At 50.1% G+C, this 25,044-nt stretch carries 22 protein-coding genes; 5 read left to right on the top strand and 17 right to left on the bottom strand.

Going from position 1 to position 25,044, the window contains the following annotated elements; translation table 11 throughout:
* Positions 1-30 precede the first annotated feature (30 nt).
* The 6 genes from CGC65_RS20120 to CGC65_RS20145 all read right to left on the bottom strand — a co-directional run bounded on the left by CGC65_RS20120 (position 31) and on the right by CGC65_RS20145 (position 5,672).
* Positions 31-1,413 carry an ABC transporter substrate-binding protein gene (locus CGC65_RS20120; protein WP_002578291.1) on the bottom strand — a complete coding sequence of 461 codons (1,383 nt, stop codon included), beginning with the start codon at positions 1,411-1,413 and terminating at the stop codon, positions 31-33.
* A gap of 97 nt (positions 1,414-1,510) precedes the next feature.
* Positions 1,511-2,230, bottom strand: coding sequence for an ABC transporter ATP-binding protein (locus CGC65_RS20125; RefSeq protein WP_002565192.1), 720 nt, complete (start codon positions 2,228-2,230; stop codon positions 1,511-1,513).
* Position 2,231: 1 nt separating this feature from the next.
* Positions 2,232-2,963, bottom strand: a complete 732-nt coding sequence (locus CGC65_RS20130) for an ABC transporter ATP-binding protein (RefSeq protein ID WP_002565193.1) — start codon at positions 2,961-2,963, stop codon at positions 2,232-2,234.
* Positions 2,964-2,985: 22 nt separating this feature from the next.
* Complete coding sequence (locus tag CGC65_RS20135; protein WP_002565194.1) at positions 2,986-3,981, bottom strand: branched-chain amino acid ABC transporter permease; 996 nt, start codon at positions 3,979-3,981, stop codon at positions 2,986-2,988.
* Between the two features lie 6 nt (positions 3,982-3,987).
* A complete protein-coding gene (locus tag CGC65_RS20140) occupies positions 3,988-4,851 on the bottom strand; it encodes a branched-chain amino acid ABC transporter permease (protein ID WP_002565195.1) in 864 nt (287 codons plus the stop codon).
* 62 nt (positions 4,852-4,913) lie between these two features.
* Entirely contained in the window at positions 4,914-5,672 is a 759-nt protein-coding gene (locus CGC65_RS20145) for a glucose 1-dehydrogenase (RefSeq protein ID WP_002565196.1), read from the bottom strand.
* 511 nt (positions 5,673-6,183) lie between these two features.
* On the opposite strand from CGC65_RS20145, the gene CGC65_RS20150 reads away from it, so the two are divergent.
* From CGC65_RS20150 to CGC65_RS20165, 4 genes are all read left to right on the top strand, one after another.
* Positions 6,184-7,794, top strand: coding sequence for a class I adenylate-forming enzyme family protein (locus CGC65_RS20150; protein WP_002565197.1), 1,611 nt, complete (start codon positions 6,184-6,186; stop codon positions 7,792-7,794).
* Between the two features lie 15 nt (positions 7,795-7,809).
* A complete protein-coding gene (locus CGC65_RS20155; protein WP_002565198.1) occupies positions 7,810-9,393 on the top strand; it encodes an acyl CoA:acetate/3-ketoacid CoA transferase in 1,584 nt (527 codons plus the stop codon).
* A gap of 81 nt (positions 9,394-9,474) precedes the next feature.
* A complete protein-coding gene (gene fabG, locus CGC65_RS20160) occupies positions 9,475-10,212 on the top strand; it encodes a 3-oxoacyl-ACP reductase FabG (protein ID WP_002565199.1) in 738 nt (245 codons plus the stop codon).
* A gap of 26 nt (positions 10,213-10,238) precedes the next feature.
* Positions 10,239-11,426: a thiolase family protein gene (locus tag CGC65_RS20165; RefSeq protein WP_002565200.1), complete on the top strand. Its 1,188-nt coding sequence runs from the start codon at positions 10,239-10,241 to the stop codon at positions 11,424-11,426.
* Between the two features lie 87 nt (positions 11,427-11,513).
* Here CGC65_RS20165 and CGC65_RS20170 read toward each other — a convergent pair whose 3' ends face one another.
* The 10 genes from CGC65_RS20170 to CGC65_RS20215 form a co-directional block, all read right to left on the bottom strand.
* Positions 11,514-12,989 (bottom strand): FGGY-family carbohydrate kinase, encoded by a 1,476-nt coding sequence (locus tag CGC65_RS20170; RefSeq protein ID WP_002565201.1) that lies wholly within the window; start codon positions 12,987-12,989, stop codon positions 11,514-11,516.
* Positions 12,990-13,033: 44 nt separating this feature from the next.
* Positions 13,034-13,909: a class II fructose-bisphosphate aldolase gene (locus tag CGC65_RS20175; RefSeq protein ID WP_002565202.1), complete on the bottom strand. Its 876-nt coding sequence runs from the start codon at positions 13,907-13,909 to the stop codon at positions 13,034-13,036.
* A gap of 20 nt (positions 13,910-13,929) precedes the next feature.
* Positions 13,930-14,925, bottom strand: coding sequence for an ABC transporter permease (locus CGC65_RS20180; protein WP_002565203.1), 996 nt, complete (start codon positions 14,923-14,925; stop codon positions 13,930-13,932).
* Positions 14,922-16,424, bottom strand: coding sequence for a sugar ABC transporter ATP-binding protein (locus CGC65_RS20185; protein ID WP_002565204.1), 1,503 nt, complete (start codon positions 16,422-16,424; stop codon positions 14,922-14,924). Before CGC65_RS20185 ends, CGC65_RS20180 begins: the two co-directional genes overlap by 4 nt.
* Before the next feature lie 119 nt (positions 16,425-16,543).
* On the bottom strand, positions 16,544-17,587 hold the full coding sequence (locus tag CGC65_RS20190) for a sugar ABC transporter substrate-binding protein (RefSeq protein ID WP_002565205.1): 1,044 nt from the start codon (positions 17,585-17,587) through the stop codon (positions 16,544-16,546).
* 35 nt (positions 17,588-17,622) lie between these two features.
* On the bottom strand, positions 17,623-18,501 hold the full coding sequence (locus CGC65_RS20195) for a MurR/RpiR family transcriptional regulator (RefSeq protein WP_235622267.1): 879 nt from the start codon (positions 18,499-18,501) through the stop codon (positions 17,623-17,625).
* Between the two features lie 279 nt (positions 18,502-18,780).
* Positions 18,781-19,881: a hypothetical protein gene (locus CGC65_RS20200; protein ID WP_002565207.1), complete on the bottom strand. Its 1,101-nt coding sequence runs from the start codon at positions 19,879-19,881 to the stop codon at positions 18,781-18,783.
* Positions 19,878-21,065, bottom strand: a complete 1,188-nt coding sequence (locus tag CGC65_RS20205) for an ABC transporter permease (RefSeq protein WP_002565208.1) — start codon at positions 21,063-21,065, stop codon at positions 19,878-19,880. Before CGC65_RS20205 ends, CGC65_RS20200 begins: the two co-directional genes overlap by 4 nt.
* A 23-nt stretch (positions 21,066-21,088) precedes the next feature.
* Positions 21,089-23,074 carry a zinc ribbon domain-containing protein gene (locus CGC65_RS20210; protein ID WP_002565209.1) on the bottom strand — a complete coding sequence of 662 codons (1,986 nt, stop codon included), beginning with the start codon at positions 23,072-23,074 and terminating at the stop codon, positions 21,089-21,091.
* Between the two features lie 75 nt (positions 23,075-23,149).
* Positions 23,150-23,824, bottom strand: a complete 675-nt coding sequence (locus CGC65_RS20215) for an ABC transporter ATP-binding protein (RefSeq protein ID WP_002565210.1) — start codon at positions 23,822-23,824, stop codon at positions 23,150-23,152.
* Between the two features lie 317 nt (positions 23,825-24,141).
* Here CGC65_RS20215 and CGC65_RS20220 point away from each other — a divergent pair, with 317 nt between their 5' ends.
* Positions 24,142-24,345 (top strand): hypothetical protein, encoded by a 204-nt coding sequence (locus CGC65_RS20220; protein WP_002565211.1) that lies wholly within the window; start codon positions 24,142-24,144, stop codon positions 24,343-24,345.
* Between the two features lie 104 nt (positions 24,346-24,449).
* Here the strand turns inward: CGC65_RS20220 and CGC65_RS20225 are convergent, their stop codons facing one another.
* On the bottom strand, positions 24,450-25,031 hold the full coding sequence (locus tag CGC65_RS20225) for an NUDIX hydrolase (protein WP_002565212.1): 582 nt from the start codon (positions 25,029-25,031) through the stop codon (positions 24,450-24,452).
* Between the last annotated feature and the right edge of the window lie 13 nt (positions 25,032-25,044).

Below are 25,044 nucleotides of genomic sequence, written 5' to 3' on the forward strand. Positions count from 1 at the left end.
CCCAGCTGTTCCCCCTTTCGCCCGTCATCCTTAATTGAACGGTGCCGGATAAATGGTATCGTGTTTTGCAATATCAAACGGCCATACAGTAACAAGCGAACCATCCTGGAACTGAGCGATTGTCAGCTTGCCGTCCATATTGGTATTCTTATAAGGAATACCGTTAAATTCAGACTCGGAGAACTTGATAGTGTCATAAGGAAGAATAATCTCCTCGCCTCCCGGGAAGGCATCTTTAATCTCCAGAGTACTCAGCTCATCCTTTAATGCTTCAGAGGTAATCTCCTTGCCTGCGTCTGCAAGATTCTGAAGAGCTGTCCTGAAAATCCAGACTACCGTGTACGCCTCCGCGGAATGCCCGTTCATATCAACGCCGTACTTTGCCTTAAACGTGTCCGAAACCTTGGTTCCCTTGTCCCCCGGCAGGAATTCCGTGGCTGTAAGGATTCCGTTTGCAAGGCCGCCCACAGACGGAAGATAAGAAGATTCCGTATAACCGTTTGCCTTGGCAATCATGATATTGGGCTTGTACCCCTGCTCGTTCATGGTCTTTGTAAGGAGAATCGCGTCCGATACATAATTGTCAACAATAAGGGCGTCCGGATTCAGGGACTTTAACTGCAGCACCTCGCTGGTCAAATCCGCCGCGCCCTGGGAGTAAAGAACCTCTCCCTTAAATTCCAGTCCATTTTCTTCTGCAAAGTATTTTGCCCAGGTGGCTGTCTGCTGTCCTAATTCAGTATTGTCCGCGCAGACCGCAACACTCTTGACGTCGATATCATCCGCCGGATCCTTGGCCGACAAATCCAGAAGATACTGCTCCATATCACGTATAAACATCATATTGGTGGGAGCCAGGCGGAAGAAATACTCATATCCGTGAGATGTAAGGGAATCCGACGTGGCATTGGCTGTTATCATGGGCACCTGGTAGTTTTCCGCCACCTGGGACACCACCTCGGTAACACCGCTCTGATATGCGCCCATTACCGCCATCACCTTATCCTGTGTAATCAAACGTTCCATCTCAGTCATGCCCGTGGCATTGGCCCCCTGGGTATCACCGTATACAATCTGGATAGGCCGGCCGCTTATTCCTCCTGCCGCGTTGATTTCCTCCACTGCCAGGTCAATACCGTCCTTCATGTTCTGGCCCGAATCAGCCAGCGCTCCCGTCATGGGATAAAGCGCGCCAATCAGTATGGGCTCCCCATCTGCGGTGGACGCCTTTGCCGGCTCCGCCGTCCCGTCACTGCCTGCGGCCGCGGTCGTGGCCGCCGCCCCCGCTGCCGTTCCTGCTGCCTCTGCCGCATCCTTCTGTCCTCCTGAACCAGAACCATATCCCCCGCATCCGGACAGCATACCCGCTGCCATAGCCGCGCTTAATGTCAATGCCACCAATTGTTTCCTCATGTATTTCTCCTCCTTTTATTTGATTAACCCATATACGGGCCATCTTTCATTTTTAGTTTGTTTCCGCAGCAGCAGGAACACAGCTGCCAACCGCGCTCTAAAATCCCAGATACGCCTTTTTCACCTCATCGTTGTTCAAAAGCTCTTCGGCTGTGCCCGATACGGTAATCTGGCCGTTTTCAATCACGTATCCCCTGTTGGCAATCCTCAGCGCCTTCCTCACATCCTGTTCCACCAGGATAATGGTAAGCCCGGATTCCTGCGCCACCTCTTTGGCAATGGAAAATATGTTGTCCACAATGTTGGGGGCCAGTCCCAGGGAGGGTTCATCCATGATAAGAAGCTTCGGAAGTCCCATCATGCCTCTGGAAAAGGCAAGCATCTGCTGTTCGCCTCCGCTTAAGGTGCCTGCCAGCTGGTTCTTTCTGTCCTTCAGCTTAGGAAACCAGTTATAGATCCGTTCAATGGTGTCCTTCTTAGCCGCTTTCGCCGCCTTGCTGCTGGCTCCCATCTCCAGATTCTCATAGATTGTCATGGAAGGAAACAGCTGCCTGCCCTCCGGAACCAGGATAACACCGTGGTCAATAAAGGTTCTGCAAGCCGCTCCGGTAAGATCATGTCCGTCCAAACGGATATTTCCCTGAAACGGCCTGATCAGGCCGGCGCAGGACTTAACCGTGGTGCTCTTGCCCGCCCCGTTGCTTCCCACCAAGGCTACGATTTCCCCTTTATCCGCCGTAAATTCAATATCCCAAAGCACCTGAATGTCCCCGTACCGGACATTGATTTTATTTACCTCAAAATACCTGTCTGCCATATCAATGCTCCTCCTTACCAAGATAAATCTCGATGACATAGGGGTCATTCATTACCATCTCCGGCGTTCCCTCTGTTATTTTCTCACCATGATGCATAACAACCACTTTCTGGCAGAGATTGGCCACTGCTCTCATTACATGCTCAATCAGCAGTATGGTGGTCCCGTTCTCATTGATTTTGCGAATCAGCTCCACGGCCTCATCTGTCTCCGTGGGATTTAAGCCAGCCATAACCTCATCCAAAAGCAGCATATCAGGATCCGTGGCCAGGGCCCTGGCCAGCTCCAGACGCTTCTTAAAGGGAGTGCCCATTTCTCCCGGCAGCCAGTCCTTCCGCTCGTACAATCCGGTAAAATGCAGGATTTCCTCTGCGTATTCCTTTGCCTCTTTTACTGATTTATATTTTTTTCTTCCATATAGAGCACCCGAAGCAACATTATCCAATACAGACATGGAAGCCAGAGGCTTCATGATCTGGAATGTCCTGGCAATTCCCATGGACGTATAGTGATATGGCTTCATGCCGGTAATTTCTTTATTTTTATAGATAATATGGCCGGCCGTAGGCGGGAACACGCCGCTTATCATATTGAATACCGTTGTCTTTCCGGCTCCGTTGGAACCGATGAGCCCGGTAATGCCTCCCTCCTCCACAGCAAAGCTGACACTGTCCACAGCCTTCAGTCCTTTGAAATTCTTACTCAAATCCTTTATTTCCAATATATTGCCCACTTAAAACGCCTCCTCTCCTGATTTACTTTTTACCGTCCATCCTGTCAAACATATCATTGACCTTTACCTTGAATTTGCTGCCGTTATACCAGCCCATAATACCTCTTGGCTGGAACAGGATAACCACAATCAGAATGATGGCGTAAACCAGCAGATTGGCTCCGGGCGCTATACTGCTCAGGGTAGAGTTGAGATACTGAGCTAACGGTGTAAGAATAATAGCTCCAATCAGGGGGCCTGTCACGCTTCCGATTCCTCCGATTACAGCCGGAAGAACGAATTCCACGGACTGTGCCTGAATCATGATATCCGGGTTAATGAAACGGATATAATTTGCATAGAACACACCGCATACAGCAATCAGGCCGCAGCTGACAAAGGTGGCCAGCACCTTATATTTGAGAGGATTGATTCCGATTGCATTGGCTGTGTCCTCATCCTCCCTCACTGTCTTTAAGGCATATCCAAACTTGGAACGGTCAATTGCGCGCACAATCAGATATACCGCTATTACCATAAGAAGGGACAGATAAAAATAGGGCACTTTACTCTTAAATCGCAGCAGAGCCAGGGAATTATCGCCAAAGGGAAGCAAAAGCCCCTGCCCCTTGCCGGCAAAATCCCAGTTGGTCATCAGATTGCGGAACGCCTCTCCAAACGCAATGGTAACCAGTGAAAAATACGGCCCCCTCAGCACGAAACAGGGCGACAGCAGCAATGCGGTTAACGCTCCCACAAACAGAAACACCAGAGGAATGCTGATCCACGGCGATACATTCAGCTTAACCAGCAAAAGAGTGGACATATATGCGCCCAGCCCCATAAAGGAGGCATGTCCCAGGGAAATCTGGCCTGTCAGCCCGCCCAGGATACTCCAGGCCAGGGACGCGCTGGCCATGTAAAATGTCATCACGCAAATCGACAGCAGGTACGGTGTACGGACAAATACGGGTATCACAGCTGCGATTAGAAGTAAAATCAATAATAAAATCTGTCTGGAACCTATTTTTTTCTTCATTGCTATCTACCCCCGTCTTGTTTTCACTGTCTGTTTCACTACCAGAATCAATATAAATGCCAGGAACACGATGGTATCCTTAAAGGAGGAACCCACAACCACGGCTCCCACGGTTTCCATAAGCCCCAATACAATGCCGCTGACAAAGGCTCCGATAACGCTTCCCAGTCCTCCCATGGTTACCACAATGAAGGACCTCGTCCCATACACGGCGCCAACCGTAGGGAATACATAATAAAAGGACATCAGACAGGCTCCGGTGATTCCGGCAATGGCTGCTCCCAGACCGTATGTAGTGGCATAGACCAGCTTTGTTTTGATACCGCAGACCTGGGCTCCGGTACTGTTCTGGGAAGTGGCGCGAATCTGCTTTCCTATATTGGTATACTTTAAGAAAGCGAACAAAAGGATGGTTACCGCCAGAAGAATCACAAAGCTCAGCACCTTGGGAAGGCTTAAGTTTATGGCTCCCAGCTGCACGATTTTCTCGGAAAACATACTCTGGGCCGTTCTGTAATCCGATTTAAAATAAAGAAGCGCTACATTCTGGAACAGAATTCCCAGTCCAACCGTTAAAAACAGCACATTGGTATCGTCATTGCCGTGCAGGGACCGCGTAATCAGCGTTGACTGCAAAAGCGCCCCAAAGGCGAACATCACCACCGCCACAATGGGGATTGCCACAAAGGGGTCAAGACCGCATTGGTCAAACAGAACAAAGGATATGTACATACCCAGCATCAGAAGCTCGCCCTGGCAAAAATTGATAATCTTCATAACTCCGAAAATCAGCGTCAGGCTCATACCTATCAGTGCATAAATTCCGCCCACCATAATCCCATTGGCAGCCGCCTGCAAAAATATATTCATGTTACTACCTCCCAACTAATTTGATAACAGCTCCGTGTTCACGAACACGTTTCCACCCGTTTCTACCTTCCCAAAAAACCTCCGTCTACCGGTATAACTGCCCCGGATATATAAGCAGAGGCATCGGAAGCCAAAAACACTGCCAGCCCCTTAAGATCCTCCGCAGTCCCCCATCTTCCCATGGGTATCCTGCGGGTGGTTTCCTCGTATTGGGCAGGATTCTTTACCTTCATGGTATCTGTCAGCGCCGTGGCCATGTATCCAGGGGCAATGGCATTGACATTGATTCCTTCTGCCGCCCACTCATTTGATAATGCTTTTGTCAGCTGGGCAACCCCGCCTTTGCTGGCACTGTAGGCCGGAACCAGAACACTGCCAAAAAAGGAATCCATGGATGCTATGTTGATAATCTTTCCGTAACGGCGGGCCGCCATAGACCTTCCAATTCTCTGAGACATGAAGAACACAGCGTTCAGATTAAGCTCCACCACTTCATTCCAATCCTCCTGCGTCACCTCAAAAGCGGCACATCTGTTTAATGTTCCGGCCGCATTAACCAGGATATCAACACGTCCATTGTAAATCTCCAAAATCTGCTCACAGACCGTTTCCCTCTGCTGCTGCCTGCTTAAATCTCCTGTCACTCCATAAGCCGGAGGTCCGCTGCTTCCTATTTCTGCGGCAGCTTCCCACACCTTCCCGGTCCTGCCGGTTATGATTACCTCTGCACCTGAATCGTGCAGCGCCTGGGCAATTCCATATCCCAGTCCACGGCTGCCTCCTGTGACAACCGCCCGGCGTCCTTCTAAATCAAGTATCATTATCTTCCATCTTCCCCCTTTCTTTCCCTGTATCTCAACGAATCAATCCCCTCCTTTTGCATCATACAGTTTGTGTCCGCCAATCGTAATTAGCGAATCAGTTTCGTAATGTTTCGTTCTTTTTAGAAAACAGTTTCGTTACGTTGTTCCAAGCATAGCACACGGTTTCGTTAAAATCAATAAGTTTATTCTTGTTTTCCTCTTGTTTTAATGCTTTTTTACTTTTTTGACAAATTTTCAGTATATATATTGTCTATTTTTCAAAAATTGTTTATTTTTTATCAATGTAATTGTGCAGATGGTCAGATTTTACCCGTTTTAAATCTGGCTCGCCTCTTCATCAAATGTACAATATGCATAATATTTTTTACATATTTTTATATCGCATTGTCTCTATTATAATAGAATGCCAAAAATAAACATATTTTTCTTATTGACTATTGAATCATTTTCGTTTACTATTAGCCTTAAAGAACGAAATCGGTTTCTCTAATACACGGGGGTATTAATTATGATTAACGGAACAACTCTTTGGAATCGCTCTTATACTGCAGATATGATAGAAAAGACCTTTTCCGGTAAGACTTATTTGACCTATCCCAATCTTCCTGCCAATTTATACGACGCCTTATCCTTATCTGCCGCACGCCATCCGGACAAGACAGCAGTTGTGGATGACAGCGGCGCCGCTTATACCTATACAGAACTAAGGGACATGGCCGACCATTTTTCTTCTTACCTATATTACATATCGGATATCAAGCCGGGAACCAAGACAGGCATCATGATGTTCAACAGTGTTGAATTCTGCGTGACCTTCCTGGCTCTTACAAAACTGGGAGCCGTGGTAATACCGCTCCCCAGCAAATACAGCCGGAACGAAGTGCTTTCACTGACAGCAAAGGCCGATCTCCAGTACATCCTGTGTGATGAAAAGTTTTATGACTGGTTCGTACCGCTGGAAACCTCCGGCGTCCATCTGATGAAGCCCGGACGGAGTCAGGACGGATTTGGTTTTTCCCACCTGTGCGCCTCCTATCTCAGCCCCGTTCCCTCCCTTGGCAGGGAGGAGGATGACGCGCTCATCATGTTTACATCCGGCACCACCTCCCAGAGCAAGGGAGTCATTATCAAGAATTACAGCATCATGCACGCCATTGTCTCCTACCAGAGAATTTTCCAGATAACGGACCGGGACACCACCCTTATTCCCATTCCCATATACCTGGTAACCGGGCTGGTGGCGCTTCTGGGGCTGACCCTGTATGCAGGCGGAACCGTTTACCTGCACAAGTTCTTTGATGCCAAACGGGTTCTCAGGGATGTAAACGACAAGGAAATCACATTTCTCCACGCCGCACCGGCCGTATTTTCCCTGCTGCTGAGGGAAAAGGACAGTTTTCCTTCCCTGCCCAGTCTGAGGCTTCTGGCCTGCGGAAGCAGCAACATGTCAAAGGAAAAGCTGACAGAAATCCACCGCTGGCTGCCCTGCGCCGTATTTCACACTGTATACGGGCTGACCGAGACATGTTCGCCTGCCACCATCTTTCCGGGCGATGCTTCCACCAGCAGTTACATTGGTTCCTCGGGCCTTCCCATTCCCGGCACCTGCTTTTGTATACTGGATGACTCAGGTTCACAGATGCAGACAGGCCAGGTAGGGGAAATCGCAGTCAGGGGGACGGTTCTCCTGGACCGGTATTATCAAAAGGGAACCGGGGAGCTGGACGAAGACGGCTGGCTCCGTACCGGAGATCTGGGATATTTTAACGGGGAGGGGTATCTGTTTATCGTGGACCGGAAAAAGGACATGATAAACCGGGGCGGAGAAAAAATATGGAGCTTTGATGTTGAAAATGAGCTGTACAGGCTGGACGGGATTGATGAGGCGGCTGTGGTGGGGATTCCCCACGATATATACGGCGAAGTGCCTGTGGCTGCGGTGAAGCTGTCTCCTGAAAGCATTCTGACGGAACAGCAGATACAGGATTTGCTGAAATGCAGGATTGCCAAATACATGATCCCTTCCCGCATCCTTTTCCTGAACGAGCTCCCTCTCACGCCCAATAACAAAGTAAATAAATCAGCCATACGGAAACTTTTCATGCAGCCAGAACAGTAAGGAGGTTACACAAAAATGAGAAAACCAGTTTTTATCACCGGCGAAGAAGCCGCTGCCATGATTGCCGACAACGCAACCGTGGCAACCATCGGCATGACCCTGGTGTCGGCAGCCGAAACCATTCTCAAAGCCATTGAACAGCGCTTTTTAGAGACAGGAAGTCCCAGAGGGCTGACTCTGGTCCATTCCTGCGGGCAGAGCGACCGAGACCGGGGTATCCAGCATTTTGCCCATGAGACCATGCTCTCCAGAATCATCGGGGGCCACTGGGGACTGCAGCCCAGAATGATGCAGCTGATTGCCGACAACAAGATTCTGGCCTACTGCATTCCCCAGGGCCAGTTTGCCCAGTTATACCGCAGCATGGCCGGAGGCGAGCCCGGAAAAATCACCAAGGTGGGCCTGGGCACCTTCATCGACCCCAGGATTGACGGAGGCAAAATGAACGAAATCACCATGAGCGCTCCCGATATCAATGAGGTGGTTACCATCGGCGGCGAGGAATATATGCGCTATAAACCCATCCCTCTGGATTACTGCATCATCCGGGGAACCTATGTGGATGAATACGGCAATCTGACCACAGACGAGGAGGCCATGCAGCTGGAAGTGTTCTCCGCCGTCATGGCATGCAAAAAATTCGGCGGAAAGGTGCTGGCCCAGGCAAAGTATAAAGTCAGGGCCGGTTCCCTCCACTGCAAACGCGTGATTGTGCCAGGGGTATTCATTGATGCGGTTGTCATCTGTCCCAATCCCGAAGAGGACCACAGGCAGACCCACAGTTTCTATATGGACCCTGCCTACTGCGGAGATACCAAGGCGCCTGTATCATCCGACGACGTCCTCCCCATCTCGCTGCGCAAGGTTATCGGGCGCAGGGCATTGATGGAGCTGGCGCCCGATGATGTGCTGAATGTGGGAACCGGGATTCCCAATGATGTCGTCGGCCCCATTATCACAGAGGAGGGGATGTCGGAGGATGTGACCATAACCGTGGAATCCGGTATCTACGGTGGCATTCCCATGGGCGGTATCGACTTTGGAATTGCCAGGAACCAGTTTGCCCTGGTACGGCACGACGACCAGTTTGACTATTATAACGGACCCGGTGTGGATGTCACCTACATGGGTGCAGGCGAGGTGGACGCCGAGGGAAATGTCAATGCCACCCGTTTAGGGCCAAAGCCCACGGGAGCAGGCGGTTTTATTGATATTACCACCAATGCCAAGCACGTGGTCTTCTGCTCCTCTTTTACCGCCAAAGGACTGGACTGCTCCTTTGAAGGAGGAAGGCTTCATATCAACCAGGAGGGCTCTTTAATTAAATTTGTCAGCCGGATTAAACAGGTTTCCTATAACGGCAGAATCGCCAGAGAAAAGGGCCAGAAAATGCACTATGTAACGGAACGGGCCGTATTTGAGCTTCGTCCGGAGGGACTGACCCTGACCGAAATCGCCCCCGGAATTGATATCCAGACCCAGGTCCTGGACCTGATGGAATTCACTCCCCTGATCAGCCCTGATCTGAAGGAGATGGATACAGCCATTTTCATGGAGGGTGCTCCCTTCGGACTTAGAAAGTATATATTTTCTAATTAATACGCAGCAGTTCGGGACGGTCAGGATGAGACTCCGTCCTGAACAGTTCCAATAACATATTCACATTAAGGAGGATTAATCATGAGACTCGAAAACAAAACCGCAATTGTAACAGGTGCCGGCCGCGGCCTCGGCAAAGGGATTGCCTTAAAACTGGCAGCAGAAGGCGCCAAGGTCATCGTAGCCGACATGTCAATGGAAACAGCCTCTGCAACTGCTGAGGAAATCAACGCTTCCAGCGGCACAGCCAAGGCCTTTGCCGTCAATATCGCCAAGCAGGACGAGGTAAAGGCAATGATGGACTTTACCGTGGAGTCTTTCGGCACATTGGATGTTATTGTCAACAACGCCGGAATCAACCGCGACGCCATGCTGCACAAGATGACTGTGGAGCAGTGGGATCAGGTCATTGCGGTTAACCTGACCGGCACATTCTACTGCGTCCAGTATGCTGCCCAGATTATGAGGGAAAAGGGAAGCGGCGCCATCATCAACATCTCCTCCGCCAGCTGGCTGGGGAATATCGGACAGGCCAATTATGCCGCCTCCAAAGCCGGCGTGGTGGGCCTCACCAAGACAGCATGCCGCGAGCTGGCAAGAAAGGGCGTCACCTGCAATGCCATCTGCCCCGGTTTTATCGACACGGACATGACCCGCGGCGTACCTGAAAAGGTATGGGATACCATGATAAGCAAGATACCTATGGGAAGGGCCGGCAGCCCTGCGGACGTAGCCAATATGGTTGCTTTCCTGGCTTCTGACGAGGCAAACTACATTACAGGCGAAGTAATCAACGTGGGCGGCGGTATGATTCTTTAATGATATAAAATGAGGAGGATACGGATATGGAGAATTTAAAAGAAGTAGTAATTGTCAGCGGAGTCCGGCTTCCCGTCGGCTCTTTCGGCGGAAGCCTCAAGGATATTTCCGCCATTGATATGGGCGCCATGGTTGTAAAAGAGGCCGTGAAGCGTGCCGGTATAGAGCCCTCTGATGTAGATGAGACTATTGTGGGCCAGGTGGGCCAGATTGCGGAATGCGGTTTTGTAGCCAGAGCCGTCAGCCTGAAGGCCGGACTTCCCGAAACAACATGCGCCTATTCCGTCAACCGCCAGTGCGGCTCAGGCCTTCAGGCCATTGCCGACGCAGTGATGGAGATACAGACAGGGTTTGCAGACGTGGTGGTTGCTGCGGGCACCGAGAACATTTCCCAGCTCCCCTACTATGTGAAGGACGCCCGCTGGGGTGCCAGGATGGGACACAAGGTGTTTGAGGACGGCGTCATTGATATATTGACCTGGCCCTTAGGCCCCTACCACAATGGCGTGACAGCTGAAAATGTAGCAGAAAAATACAATGTGACCCGCCAGGAGCAGGACCAGTATGCCCTGGAAAGCCACCTGAGGGCAGCGGCAGCCATCGAAGCCGGTAAGTTCAAAGACGAAATCCTCCCGGTGGAATTAAAGGACAGAAAAGGAAACATCACTGTCTTTGACACTGACGAAGGCCCCAGAGCCAGCCAGACCATAGAAAAGCTGGAGCGCTTAAAACCATGTTTTGTGAAGGACGGAACCGTGACTGCGGGCAATTCCTCCAGTCTGAACGACGGCGCTGCCGCTGTGGTTGTCATGTCCAGGGAAAAGGCAGACACCCTGGGCGTCAAGCCTCTCCTTACCATTAAGGGCTGCACGGTTGCCGGCAACGACGGAGCCGTCATGGGATACGCTCCCAAGCTCTCCAGTGAAAAGCTGGCAGCGAAACTGGGATTGGACCTTAAGGCCATTGATATGTTTGAAATCAACGAGGCTTTTGCAAGCCAGGCCTTTGCCGTACGGCGCGACCTGGGACTGGACCCCGAAAAAGTAAATATTTACGGCGGAGGAATCTCCATCGGCCATCCCATCGGAGCAACCGGTGTTATCCTGGCCGTGAAGGTACTTTATGAACTGCAGCGGACCGATAAAAAGGACGCCATGGTAAGCATGTGTATTGGCGGCGGGCAGGGAATCTCCATGTACTTTACAAAAGACTGATACTAGAAATTAAAACCGGAGCTGAAATCTGTGTTAGAGGATTTCAGCTCCGGTTTGTTTTTTTCTTATTCAGAGCTCTATATTCCGTCATTCAAAGACCGACCTGACGGCAGAATAAACGCGTCTGTACTGATTCATATATTCTGCATACAATTCATGGGCTGTTCTGTCAGGCTTATAGGTGATTCCGGAGCGCACCATTCCGGCTACAGCTGTTTCCAAATTATCGTATTCCCCAAATGCCACGGCTCCCAGCATTGCTCCTCCCAGTGAGCCAGTCTGCTGGTTTCTGACCGTATGGATGTTCCTGCCAAGGATATCCGCTTTTATCTGCAGAAGCTGGGGCGATAGTGAGCCTCCCGTTGATATGATTTGCCCAACCTCAATGCCTGCATCCAGTAGGGCATCCATAATCAGGGCCAGCTCATAATTGATTCCTTCCATCATGGCTTTGTATAAATCCGCTCTCCGGGTGTCCAGTGATAATCCCAAAACCGCTCCCCTCGAATGCTCATCCATATGAGGTGTTGCTGCTCCCGAAAAATGAGGAAGCACCAGGATTCCGGTTGGGCCTGGCTCCATATGCCCGTTAAGCCACGAAAAGACCTGTTTTAAATCCATTCCCTTTTCCCTTACAAACTCAGAAGCAAACCATTTAAGCAGAACACCGGAAGTATTTTCCCATGCAACTGTATTGAAAAAGCCGTCTGCGGCAAAAGGTTCACAGGCAATATGATGTCTTTGTGCCCTTCCGGGAATCATGTTTTTTTCGTTCAAAATTGCCGTAAGCCCTTCTGTGGTCCCTGCGGTATTGGCACACAATCCCTCTTTTACGGCTCCGCAACCAATGGCATTGCAGATATGATCATGGGTTCCGGCCACAATCAGGGTATCTTGGGGAAGATTGAGTTCGAATGCCTCATTCGGAAGGATTTTTCCCACAACCGTTCCGCCCCTTACTGGCTCCGACAAAAGCCCTTCCCGGATTCCCGATGTTTCCAGAAGCCTGTCCGACCAGCTGTTTTCATTGCAGTCAAAGAGGCCTGTTCTGGATGCCATGGAAAAGTCAATGGCTCTGACTCCGGCTAGGGTGTGAATCAGAAAATCCTGGAAGGTAAAAACCATGACAGCCCTTCCATACAAGTCCTGGCAATTCTGTTTGAGCCACATCAGCTTGTTGACCGAGTAAATGGTACTGGGATTAAGGCCGGTTATCTCTATAAATTCCTTCTCCCCTACTTTTTCCAGAAAGGCCGGAAACAGTCCAGCTCCTCTGATATCCGTTCCCGTAATGCCGGGGCAAAGGCAATTTCCCGAACCGCCGCAGAGTATGACGGCCTCACCAAGGGCAGACACCGTGATTGTCCTCACCGGATATCCTCCGCCCGCCGCTGCCAAACATGCCCTGGCTCCCGAGCGCACCTCTTCCGGATTTAATTCCCTCCAGCCGCCTGAGGTGTTGGAAAAACCATATGATACCTGATGCTGGCGTATGATATTTCCCTGCCCGTCCACCAGAGCCGCCTTCACCCCGGACGTTCCTATGTCCAATCCCATATACATCTGCCAATACCTCCCCTCTTACAGCAAGCACCCTCTAATACTTCCTAAAACTTTTTCTCATTTTTAAATACAGTCAATATCTCTACGGTTTTCTCGTAAATAATTTCCATGGCCTGATTTGCCAGGTGGCAGAAATTAACCGGATTGGTTGCCTCGCTGATCGTCTTTGCAAGATATGGCGCAGGTGCGGTATCAATTGCTGTGAAATAGTTAATTTTTCTTATCCCTGCATCAATGGCTGCCTGAATCTGGTTAAAAGGAGTGCCGGAACCGCCATGCATTCCCAGAGCAACATTTCCCGCCTTTGCCCGGATCTTTTTTACAAGTTCGATATCCAGATTAGGCTCCCCTGCATACATCCCATGTACTGTGCCAAAGGAAACCGTGAGGACATCACAGCCAGACTCCCGGCAGAAAATTTCCGCCTCATCCGGGTTCGTAAAGTAGACGCTCAAATCTGAGAGATCACTGGTTTCCTGGCCGTGTACCTCGCTGGGCATATTATTTGGCATGGCGCCTAATTCAGCTTCGACGCCAATGCCAAGAGGGTGAACAATATCCACAAATCGTCTTGTCCTTTCAACGTTTTCCCTGAGGCTGAATCTGGAGTTATCATGCATAATAGAGGTGCACCCCAGCCTTACAGCCTTCATGCAATGGTCAAAATCATATCCGTGGTCCACGTGAACAGATATAGGCGCTGTGGATTTTCTGGCATATTCCAGCATAAGGGGAACCGCTATTTCAATAGGCACCACATCCTCCTCTGTCTGAGCATGGTTGATGGTAACCGGCATGTTTGTATCTTCTGCCGCCTGTATAACCGCCCTCAGGGATATCTGGTTTGGTGTGTTGATGGATGCAATTGCGAAATTCTTTTTTTCTGCCTCCTGCAGCATTTCCTGTAAGCTTACTAACATAGTATTATCTCCTTTTCTTATTAAAATCTTTCTTTTCTTTTTCTGAAAATATCTATATAGACCGCAACAAGAATAACGGTTCCCTTAACCACATACTGCCAAAATGAATTAACGCCCAGAAGGTTAAGTCCATTGTTCAGCATTCCAATCAGAAGCGCGCCAAGGACCATTCCCCCGACTTTTCCGGCGCCTCCTGTCATACTGGTTCCACCCAGCACGGCTGCCGCAACCGCATCCGCCTCGTATCCCACGCCTGTGGCCGGCTGGCCTGATGCCATTCTAGAGGCAAGCACAATGCCGGCCCAGGATGCGGCCAGGCCGCTGAGCGTATATACAAAGATAATGACCTTGCGCACATTGATTCCAGAATAAACCGCCGCCTGCCGGTTGCCGCCCACCGCATAGATATGGCTTCCCATCTTTGACTTGTTCATTAGGAAATACATGAATACCAGAATGACAGCCATATAGATGACAGGCAGAGGAATGGGGCCCAGATATCCCAGGCCAATTGCCTCAAAGGTATCGTTTGAGACACGGATTGGATTTCCGTCGGCATACAGATATGCAACCCCGCGCCCTATATTCATAGTAGCAATGGTTACCACAAAGGGAGGCATGTCCGTGAAGGCAATAATCAGACCGTTTAACAGACCGATTGCCGTTCCCGCCAAACAACCTAAAAGGATGGCAGCTCCCACCGGCATACCATTGTTTGTAATCAGGCTGGCTGAGATAACCCCTGAAACAGCCAACACAGAGCCCACGGAAAGATCGATTCCCCCCAGTATGATAGCCAACATGATTCCCACCGACAGGTAAAAATTGGTGGATATCTGGCGCAGTACATTAGTCCAGTTGCTGACCTTCATAAAGTTTTCCGATGCAAATGTAAGCAGTATTCCCAGCAAAAGACATCCCATAATGATTCCTATATTTTCCCGGCAGTACCGGTAGATTGAACCTATAACCGGAATAGATGCTGCCTCCCTCTTTTGTTTTTCCTGTCCGCTCATAGTGTGCCTCCTCCTGTAGCCAGTCTCATAATGGATTCCTGCGAGAATCCCATCTCACTCTTCTTTAGTTCGCCTGCTATGCTTCCCTGATTCATTACCACCATCCGGTCGCACATGTTGATGAGTTCTGCCATTTCAGAAGATATGATGACAATGGCGATTCCCTGCTCTGCCAAACGGTCAATGATTTTATATATCTCCGCTTTGGCTCCCACGTCCACCCCTCTGGTGGGTTCGTCCAGAATCAGTATCTTAGGCCTTGCCGCCAACCATTTTCCGATAACCACCTTTTGCTGATTTCCACCGGACAGGTTTCCAACCTTCTGCAGCCTGCTTGGTGTTTTGATATTCATGCTGTCTATGTATGTATTTTCAATCTCCAGTTGCCTCTTTTTGTTTACAAATATTCCCTTTACAAATTGGTCCAGAACCGGCAATGTAAGGTTGAATGCAACCGTGTTAATCAGAACTAGCCCCTCTTTTTTCCTGTTTTCAGGCACCAGCACCATCCCCATTTCCTGGGCTTTTTTGGGTGATAACCTTCCTGCGTTTTTTTCTTCAATCAGAACCGTACCGCTGTCCATGGGCTCAATTCCCAGAACTGCCTTAAACAGTTCAGAACGTCCGGCTCCCACCAGGCCGGCAAATCCCACAATCTCGCCTGCCCTGACAGAAAAATCAATGTTTTTCAGGACTCCGCTGCGGTTTATATCTTTTAATTCAAGCATGACATCCCCTATTTCATGCTCTGTCCGCGTGTAATAGCTAGTCAGCTCCCGCCCTACCATCATATGGACCAGTTGGTCCATATCAGCTTCTGATGTCTGTATTGTGCCGATATAGGATCCGTCGCGAATCACTGTTATCCTGTCTGTAATTTCAAACAGTTCCTTCATTTTATGAGAAATGTAAATAATCCCTACACCCTCACGTTTCAGCTTCCGCATGATCGCAAACATGCGTTCCACCTCAGAATCCGTCAGCGAGGAAGACGGTTCGTCCATCACCAAGATTCTGGCGTTAAGGGACAATGCTTTGGCTATCTCCACCATCTGCTGCTGGGCCACGCTCAGGCTGCGCACGGGTACGGACGGAGAAATTTCCAGCCCTACCCGCTTTAAAATTTCAACGCTTTCACGCTCCATCCTCTTCTTATCCACCAGACCTGCCGGACTTTTTATTTCCCTGCCCAAAAACACATTTTCCGCAATGGACATGTGAGGAACCAGTACCAGCTCCTGATGGATAACCGCTATACCTGCCTCCTGGGCATCTTTTACCCCGTTAATCTGGGTCTTTTGGCCATTTATAATGATTTCACCCCTGTCCGGGATATAGATACCGCCCAGCACATTAATCAGAGTGGATTTACCAGCGCCATTTTCTCCCAGCATTCCATGGATTTCACCCGATTCCAGCTCAAAATCAATGTTATCCAAAGCAAGTACGCCAGGGAACGTCTTTCGGATATTCTTCATTTTCAGTAACACCTGATTCATCAAGGGTTCCTCCTTTTCCACGTATGGAAGTTTGAAAGGATGCTCCAAACAAACCGGGCTGCCCAATCCTGTGTTTCACAGATTGGACAGCCCAGTTTGACTCCGTATTCACTTGCTAATTACTGCCAGCCATCCAGTCCATATTCTGTCACATTATTCTTGTCAATCAAAAACGTAGGAACAAGTATATTCTTTTCCACACTTTCTCCACTCAGAATCTTATAGGCCGCTGCCACTGACTCTTTACCGATATTAATGGGAGACTGGGCTGCTGTGGCTTCCATGGTTCCCTCAGAAATTGCCTGTTTACCCATGGGCTGGCCATCTACGCCGTATACAAGAACATCCGTCTTTTTCTGAGATTCTAAAGCCTGGACACACCCGATTGCTGACGGGTCATTGATTGCATAAAACGCGCCTAAGTCCGGATTTCCCTGAAGCACATCCTCCGCGATTCCCAGGGATGTGGCGGTATCGCCCTTGCCGTCTATCTCTGAAACAATCTTAAAGTATCCGTCAGCCTTATCCTTGAAACCGTTCTGGCGCTTGATGCATGCCTCTGCGCTAGGTGATGTAAGGATACAGACTTTAGAACCCTCAGGAAGCTTCTTCATCATATCTTCCGCAACCAGTTCTCCCGCATAATAGTTATCTGAAACGATTATGGTATTGACAAGGTCCACATCATATACATCCGTGTCAAAATTTACAACCGGAACGCCTGCCTTGCCGCACTGTTCAAGGGAAGATTTGATGCTGGCCGAATCAATGGGGCACAGGAAAAGAAGGTCAATTCCCTGGGTCAACAAATCTTCCACCATGGAAATCTGTTTTTGGGCGTCATTCTGAGCGTCTATGACAATCAATTCATCCCCGTTCTCATCGACCACCTCTTCTATGGCTTCCTGAATCGCATGGAAAAACGGATTGTTCATCGTTGTTGCCGCAAAGCCAAACTTATAATGCTCCTTACCTCCATTTTCCTTCACTTCCGCAATGGACTCTTTTGCAGTTTCCTTCGCCTCTGCCTTTGTTTCTGCTTTTGTCTCTGCCTGAGTCTGAGCCGCCGTGGTTGTCTCCCCTGTTTTTCCTCCGGAACATCCTGCCAGAGAAGCCCCCGCAATCGTCAATGTAAGTAATGCCGCCAATACCTTTCTTTTCATCTGCCATCCTCCTAAAAATTCCTCGGTTTAAAAAGTTACTCCTTCTCCTGTTGTATCGCATCTCTGGTGATTTTAAACCGTTCCTCTGCTTTTCCCTCCATCCGTTTTGCAACCAGCATATACAGGCAGTCCAGCATGACCATCTGCGTAACAGACGCGCAGGATGGTTCTGATCCAAAATCAGCCTCATCATTATTCACAGTCCTGAGAAGAATATCCGCTTCTTTCTCCAGCGGAGTATTCTGGTAACTGGTAACCCCGATGATACTGCTTCCTCTGGCAGCAGCCCTTCTGATACTTACCAATATAGATCTGCTTCGCCCAAACGTACTGATTCCCACCGCCACATCCTCAGGTCCCATAAGGGAAGAGGCAATAGCCTGTTCATGGGGATCTGTATACAGAGTCCCTTCTATCCCCAAACGATGCAATCTCAGCCGGATACTGTTGGCAGTCACCTTTGACCGTCCTTGTGCAAAAATGCAAAGCCGCCTTGCCCTCGCAATCAGGTCAGCCGCTCTTTCAAGGGCATCGTAATCAATTACTGTCAACGTATCCTGGAGAGCCTGGATATTAGATTCAAATATCTTTCTGCAGATGCCCGGCGCGTTGTCCTCCTCCGTGACCTCCGCGTATCCCTTCAGGCTGCCCTTCCTTCGTTCCGCCTTACTCTTGGTAACTTCAAGCTGGAACGCTCTGTAATTTTCATATCCCATTGCCTTGACAAACCGCGACACAGTTGCTTCACTCACTTCACTCTCTACCGCCAGGTCACGAATCGGCATACCTTCCATATCATAGAAATTATTTAGGATATAATTAGCCACAGCCTTCTGGGCTGGATTAAAATCTTGCATTTTAGATCTGATATCCAGTACAATCGTTGGTGTTACCTGTTCGAAATTCATATTCATGCCCATTAAATCACCCCTCACATAGTTTATAAAGTCATTCTATTTCCTTTCCCCTTTTATTGCAATGAGTTTGTTTAGGTTTGTGAAAGATTGATTTGAAATTATCTTGCATGTATTTATCTTTCTTGCAAGTAACTTTCATGCAATAAAATTACCACTCATTTACCAAATTGTCAATAGTAAAATTCAACTTTATACAAAAAATGATGGATGAAATTGCCAATCAGCCATTTCATCCATCACTTTTTATATCCAATGTCACTATATCCAATTCTCAAATCACCTGAACATCTGCAGATAATACCAGGGAGGAAACAGCCTCCCCACCTGGTCCAGTCCCGGAAAGAACCTCCCTGCATCCACAAAAACAGGACAGAACACAAGGCTTCCGATAACCAGGAAGGGTATGATGCAGCAGAGAACCTGGGGCCTGCGGCACACCAGGCGCAGAATCCAGGCCGATGCTATGACAACACAGCAGTAACCGGCCATGGCCGCAGCCTCTCTTGGAAAGGATGTCATCACGCCGCCCGCCCACAAGGCCAGAAGCCCTGATATGCTGACCATGACGGCAGGAGCCGCCATGGAAGCCACGCGGCAGGGTATCCTGTATCCGTATGAAAGGGGAAGAAATAATCCCCTCTCCTCATCGCCGCACATGACCACAGCTCCATATAGCCCGGTAATGAACACGTAAACAGCCACCAGGCCCCTCACCGGAAAGACATCTGTCCGGCTGCTGGCAACATCTATTTCCTCTCCATCCCTGCCCTGAAACTGGTATTCAAACCGGAAGGTGGAACCACTCTCCAGCCATTTTGTGTAAAGCTCCTTTGCCTGTACGGCTGCTTCCTCTCTGGCTTCGCCGCCTGGTGCTCCCAGAGGGTCAAACAGTTCATTTTCAGCCACATAATCCGCCAGCAATTTCCCATCGTATATCTTCATAAGGGCTGCAAACACGGTCTCCGTGGAGAGAGACGAAGCCACGGTGGACGGCGCCGAATATACGCCGATAGAACGCTTATAGGATTTGGTATCCAGTTTCTCCTCCAGTCCGGCATATATCACATAACCGCATTCCGCCCGCCGGGACGCCACTTCTGCCTTTACCTCTTCCTCGTCACGGCACAGATAGAAACGGAACATTCCCGCATCCTCTCCTCTCGGCCGGTTCACAAGGCTGTCCGCCAGGGCATCACCCAGGGAGTTCTCCCCGCTCTCTTCCACACTGATGGCTATACTTATGTCCTGGCTTCCCTTTTTCTGGGCCTGGCCGGCTGCCAGCACCCCGGCAGGAAGGAGCAGGAGGATGAAAAGAAAGGACCATTTTCTCATATATCGCTTGCATGACAGAAAAAACCACATAGCGACCCGTTTCATTCCCTGACCACCTCCGCTCCCACGCTGAGCAGAAACCCGGCCATGGCCAGGACTGCCAGCTTTATAAATACTGCCAGGCTAAAAGAAGATGTGACCACCAGCTTCATCCCCTCCATCAGCACATAGGTGGGCAGAAACGGCGCTGCAGCCCGGAAGGTGGTGGGCAGGAATACCAGGGGAAGAAATCCCCCGGACAAAAAGTGCATGGCAGTCACCGCCAGAAACAGCAGCATGACACCGCCCATCAGGCTTCCGGCCGCCTGGTAGAGGAACACCACCAGGGACGCGGCCCCCAGGCAGACCATCACCAGGGCTGCCAGCCCGGGCAGGCTGAATTCTATCAGCCCCGCAAAAGACGCTCCCAGAGCCGTACACAGGGCCACCGACAGAAACAGCATCCCCACCCCTAAAATCCTGGCTGCAACCAGAGTCCCCTTCCCCACTCCTATAAGGGCCAGCTGGCCCTTCATGGACGCAGAGCCGGAGGCAAGATAGGCTGATACGGGAATGGCACAGAGAAGCAGAAACAGTACAGCTGTGCTGATGCCGTAAAAGTGAATCGTATCCACGTCCCCTGTGGCACTGACTCTTACATTCTTAAAGTAATCCATGCGCGGCAGGCTGTAACCCATATAAATCCGGTTCAGGTCCGCCTCCAGGCTGCTCACCGAATCCGCCATGCCGTAAAGGTACAGCAGTTCGTCCCCCGCGTAGATTCCCGCCTGGCTGGCTCCCAGAGTAGATGCGCCTGCATCAGTCAGTTCTTTGAAAATGCGGCTTTCCAGACCCGCTCCTTTTGGCAGCAGAATTTTCACCGGGGTATTGGTTCCATTCATAATATCCTGCACAAATCCCTCCGGCACCTCCATCACTGCGTACAGTTTTCCTGCTTTCAGCTTATCCAGGCATTCTTCTTTATTCATATATTCAAAATCGCAGATGCTCTTGACGCTTTCCAGCGAACTGACCATGGCCAGTGCCTTCTTCGCCACAGCATCTCCTTCAGGAAGCACTACCCCTACGGTAATCCTCCCTGCCGATGTTTCCCCATACAGCATCCTGGCTGACAAAAGGGCAATCGTACCCGCTAAAAGTAACAGCACGATTGCCCCTGCAAAGATGTGGGGAAGCTTTTTACATGCTCGTTTCAACTCAAGCCTGAGATAAACCAGACGTGCAGACATATCTTCCCATTCCTTTTATCTTATTAATACATGGATACTCCCATCTGGCTGCCTAATCCCATGACGCCAAACAGCATTTCCATCCCTACATTGGTCCAATCCTCTTCCGTGGCAGACAGCACATCCATGGTCTCGCCCTCTAAAGGACTGATTTCGCCTTCCAGCGGCTGATAGTAGTATTCACCGCTGAGAACCACATTCACGGAATCATCCATAATGGATGTCTCCAGAGAATCAATGTTCACATGGACGGATTTTCCCTTTTCCAGCTGGTCCACTGCGCCTTCAGCGGAAATCTTCACAAGCTGTGAGCCATTTCCTCCTACCTCGCCTGACAGGTGGTAGCTTCCGTCCTTGGAATCATATGTACTGGTGTATGTAAAGTTATAGGTCTCATCACCGGGAACAGTCAAATCCAGGGAAAGGTCGCTGGTCAGCACGCTTTTATCGTAGCTTCCCTGCTTCACCATATCAATGCTCACCGTATCCGTGGCATCCTCCAGCGTAATGCTGGCCAGGGCATTCTGAGTCAGATAGGCGCCGCCCTGAAGCTGGCAGCTAAAGGTCAGTGCAATATATCCCTCTTCAGAAACATCTGTATCCTCAACATAGAGATTGGTGGAGCCTTCCACTGCTGCCAGGCGTCCCTTCTTATCCACATAAACCGTCATGTTTACATCAGTCAGCGCCTTGTCCAGATATTCTATCATCTGGTCCACCATTTTCTTTGCCTCCTCGTAGGACTGCTGCTGCATCTCCTCCGCGGACATGGTTCCGGTCCCTGACATGGTTCCGCCCATAAGCTCGCTCATCTTAACGGTGGTCTCCAGCTGACGCATAAAATCTGCTTTCAGGGTCTCGTCCTGAAGGAAGAAATCAGAGGACTGACGAAGGAATTCAATCATGGAATCCTTGCTGACAGTCACATTATATCCCTTGCAGCTTACCTGGGCGCCGTCTATGGTGTAGGTTCCCTTAGCGGCCTTTTCAACTGTCAGGGCAGCCTTGAAATTCTCCTGGGCCTTGCATCCTTCTTTATAACGGTTAATCAGCGCCTCCACGTCAAAGGGCTGTCTGCCTTCTGTCTGTGCTTTTTCAGCCTCGTCCATCAGCTCTGTGAAATAAACAGCCATGCCTTCCACATCCACGCCGTTCTGCTCCAGCAGAGGTCCCACGGTAGGCGAATTCTTAATACGGTCTGCCAGTCCCTCTCCCAGGTCCACGGTAAACACCTTGGCGGACAGCTCCGGAACCGCAAGCATCAGGGTATCATCCCCGTAATATGCGTTCAGATTGGCAAGGTCCATTCCGCTGTAGATAACTCCCATGTTGAAGAAGCTCCTGCCGTTGGTCTTGTCATCCTTTGCCTCAAAGCGCAGGCCGCTTCCTGCATAAGCATTGACTGTCGCATCCGAGCAGCTGTCCATCTTAAGTGTCAGGCCGCCCTGGCTGTCTGCTGTCTTCACTGTCTCAGCAAAGTCTTTCAGGCCGAACAGCTCCTCAGAAGGGTAAACCTGTCCTTCCGGGAATACATTTTCAAAAGCGTCAATGACCACCTGCTTTGGATCCTTTGTGGTCATCTTCACATAGGCCAGCGCTGCAACGGCAATGACAGCGGCAAAGGCGATGACCGCAGCCAATATCTTGATAAACTTCTTATTTGGCTGGGGCTCTTCCGGCACAGTCACTGCTGCCGGAGCCGGTTCCTCTGTTTTTACATTCTCTGCTTCGGCCGCCGGTTCCTCTGCTTTTACTGCCTCTGCTTCGTCCGCCGGTTCCTCTGCTTTTACTGTCTCCGCACCGGATGCCGGTTCTTCCGTCTTTACTGCCTCCGCACCGGATGCCGGTTCTTCCGACTTTACTGCCTCCGCGCCGGACGCCGGTTCCTTGTCTGCCGGCTCCGGGCCGTTGTTTTCCGGTGTCTGATCCTCATGTTCCATCGGAGCCCCGCACTGGGTACAGAATTTCACATCTGCTTCCTGCTCTGCTCCACACTTGGTACATTTCATATTTCTCTCTCCTCCCTTGTAAAAGGATCCTTCCGCTGCCTTAAATGCTGCTGCGGCTGTCCTTTTGTTATGAATCTATCGAAATTGGCTAATCAGCTCTTTTGCCGACAGTCCACATTCGATTTCCCTTAAAACTCCGCCTTTTAGTATGCACATCCTGGTACACAAGGCCAGCTCCGCCAGCTCATGGGACGTCAGTATAACAGCCCCGCCCGAAGCCATATATTCCCTGAGATAATTCCGGATAATTTCCTTACACTCCAAATCCAGGGCAGCCCCCGGCTCATCCATAATAAGAACAGGAGCATGGTTGGACAGGGCGCATGCTATGCTGAGCCGCTTCTTCATCCCGCCGGAAAGCTTTCCCGCTGTACGATCCAGCATGCGGTCCACACCCAGCATGGAAGCTGCTCCGTCCTTTAAATCCGATTCCATCTGCTTTCTGCTTCCCCTGTACCACAATAGCAGGTTGTCCCTTACTGTCAGTTCCTCCATAAGAGGATTCTCCTGGGGCACATAAGCCGCCTCCTCCGCAAATACCCGCGGATGGCCCGACGCCTCCCTGCCATTATATAAGATACTGCCCCGGTCCGCTTTCTGGGCACCTGCCAGAATGGACAAAAGAGTCGTCTTGCCGCAGCCGTTATACCCCACAATGCCCACACATTCTCCCGGAGCCACTGTCAGGTCCGCTCCCGCTAAAATATTCTGTCTGTGATAGGACTTATAAATTCCTGATATCTCCAGCATCGCCGCAATCACTCCCGTAAAAACAATATATGATACAGGACTCAGTGTACCATATATTGGGAGGGAATGCAAAATAATAATTATTAACGATTCCTTAACTATGCCATAATGACAGTAACGTTTTTTCGTTGTTTTCAACGTTATCTGTAATGTTTCAGTACTGTTTTTTTAATGTTTCTGTATCGGGTACGCAGGCAAATTCACAGCTGGCAATATGTGGATTTGGCGGAAAAACCAAATGCAAAATCGGAAAGGAACCTTCTCCCGAATATTTTCCGCCAATCATACAAAAACTACGATGGACAGGAGGTATTACCATGGCAAAAGCAGGAATGAGAAGGCCCAGCCCTTACGACGCTGATAATCACGGAACCGAGAACCACCACAAAATGAACCATCCCAAAAATGAGCAGGCCCAGGTTCCCGAAATCCAGGGGGCTGCCAAAAACGGAAACGCCAAAGCAGGCCCTATCAATGCTCCCAACTGGGCAAGAGATGATTATAAAACAGGAGAGCATTAAAGGTATGGAAAGGCGGGCCTGGCCACATCCGGCGCCCGCCTGTATCAAATCAAAGTTTCATTTTTTGTTCATAGCATCACCCATACGGTTTACAGTCATCCCATTTAACCTAATGCTCCCAGCTCAGCCGCCCTGTACAGCGCCGCCACATGTACGGCCTGCTCTACCCCGCCTTCCCTCAGCAAACGCTTCACTTCCTCCCCCTCCAACTCCACTACCTCCAAGGCCTCTGTCTCATCCAGATTCTGGGGTGCGGCCGGGAATACATTCCTGGCCAGGTAGCACTGGGCATAGCTGGTGCAGTTGCTGGCATTCGGGGCGATTTTGAAGAGGAATTCCAGACTCCCTGCCTTGTATCCGGTTTCTTCCAGCAGTTCTCTGGCAGCACCGTCCTTTGGATCCTCTCCTGCCTCGATGCATCCCGCCGGAAGCTCCAGAAGCACCTTCTCCACACCGTGGCGGTACTGGCGCACCATTATCACCCTGTGCTCCGGCGTTACCGCCACTACCACCGCAAAATCCGGCAGATGATTGACATAAAAGGGGGCAATGACCATGCCGCCCGGCAGCTGGCAGGTGCTGGCGCGCATATCAATCCATGAATCCTTAATTACAGTTGTCTCATCCAGTATTTTCCATGAAAGATTCCTATTCAGTTTCTCATCTTTATTATCCGCCTTCTTCATTGTCTCTCTTTTT

This window comes from Enterocloster bolteae, assembly GCF_002234575.2.
Classification (GTDB): domain Bacteria; phylum Bacillota; class Clostridia; order Lachnospirales; family Lachnospiraceae; genus Enterocloster; species Enterocloster bolteae.

Excerpts from the sequence above, each read along its gene's own strand:
- CGC65_RS20145 (WP_002565196.1), bottom strand. The coding sequence starts at position 5,672 with ATGATACTTGATTTAGAAGGACGCCGGGCGGTTGTCACAGGAGGCAGC.
- CGC65_RS20220 (WP_002565211.1), top strand. The coding sequence starts at position 24,142 with ATGGCAAAAGCAGGAATGAGAAGGCCCAGCCCTTACGACGCTGATAAT.
- CGC65_RS20225 (WP_002565212.1), bottom strand. The coding sequence starts at position 25,031 with ATGAAGAAGGCGGATAATAAAGATGAGAAACTGAATAGGAATCTTTCA.
- CGC65_RS20190 (WP_002565205.1), bottom strand. The coding sequence starts at position 17,587 with ATGAAAAGAAAGGTATTGGCGGCATTACTTACATTGACGATTGCGGGG.
- CGC65_RS20205 (WP_002565208.1), bottom strand. The coding sequence starts at position 21,065 with ATGTCTGCACGTCTGGTTTATCTCAGGCTTGAGTTGAAACGAGCATGT.
- CGC65_RS20200 (WP_002565207.1), bottom strand. The coding sequence starts at position 19,881 with ATGAAACGGGTCGCTATGTGGTTTTTTCTGTCATGCAAGCGATATATG.
- CGC65_RS20195 (WP_235622267.1), bottom strand. The coding sequence starts at position 18,501 with ATGAATATGAATTTCGAACAGGTAACACCAACGATTGTACTGGATATC.
- CGC65_RS20140 (WP_002565195.1), bottom strand. The coding sequence starts at position 4,851 with ATGAATATATTTTTGCAGGCGGCTGCCAATGGGATTATGGTGGGCGGA.
- CGC65_RS20210 (WP_002565209.1), bottom strand. The coding sequence starts at position 23,074 with ATGAAATGTACCAAGTGTGGAGCAGAGCAGGAAGCAGATGTGAAATTC.
- CGC65_RS20165 (WP_002565200.1), top strand. The coding sequence starts at position 10,239 with ATGGAGAATTTAAAAGAAGTAGTAATTGTCAGCGGAGTCCGGCTTCCC.
- CGC65_RS20175 (WP_002565202.1), bottom strand. The coding sequence starts at position 13,909 with ATGTTAGTAAGCTTACAGGAAATGCTGCAGGAGGCAGAAAAAAAGAAT.
- CGC65_RS20155 (WP_002565198.1), top strand. The coding sequence starts at position 7,810 with ATGAGAAAACCAGTTTTTATCACCGGCGAAGAAGCCGCTGCCATGATT.
- CGC65_RS20150 (WP_002565197.1), top strand. The coding sequence starts at position 6,184 with ATGATTAACGGAACAACTCTTTGGAATCGCTCTTATACTGCAGATATG.
- CGC65_RS20135 (WP_002565194.1), bottom strand. The coding sequence starts at position 3,981 with ATGAAGAAAAAAATAGGTTCCAGACAGATTTTATTATTGATTTTACTT.
- fabG (WP_002565199.1), top strand. The coding sequence starts at position 9,475 with ATGAGACTCGAAAACAAAACCGCAATTGTAACAGGTGCCGGCCGCGGC.
- CGC65_RS20215 (WP_002565210.1), bottom strand. The coding sequence starts at position 23,824 with ATGCTGGAGATATCAGGAATTTATAAGTCCTATCACAGACAGAATATT.
- CGC65_RS20125 (WP_002565192.1), bottom strand. The coding sequence starts at position 2,230 with ATGGCAGACAGGTATTTTGAGGTAAATAAAATCAATGTCCGGTACGGG.
- CGC65_RS20180 (WP_002565203.1), bottom strand. The coding sequence starts at position 14,925 with ATGAGCGGACAGGAAAAACAAAAGAGGGAGGCAGCATCTATTCCGGTT.
- CGC65_RS20120 (WP_002578291.1), bottom strand. The coding sequence starts at position 1,413 with ATGAGGAAACAATTGGTGGCATTGACATTAAGCGCGGCTATGGCAGCG.
- CGC65_RS20185 (WP_002565204.1), bottom strand. The coding sequence starts at position 16,424 with ATGAATCAGGTGTTACTGAAAATGAAGAATATCCGAAAGACGTTCCCT.
- CGC65_RS20170 (WP_002565201.1), bottom strand. The coding sequence starts at position 12,989 with ATGTATATGGGATTGGACATAGGAACGTCCGGGGTGAAGGCGGCTCTG.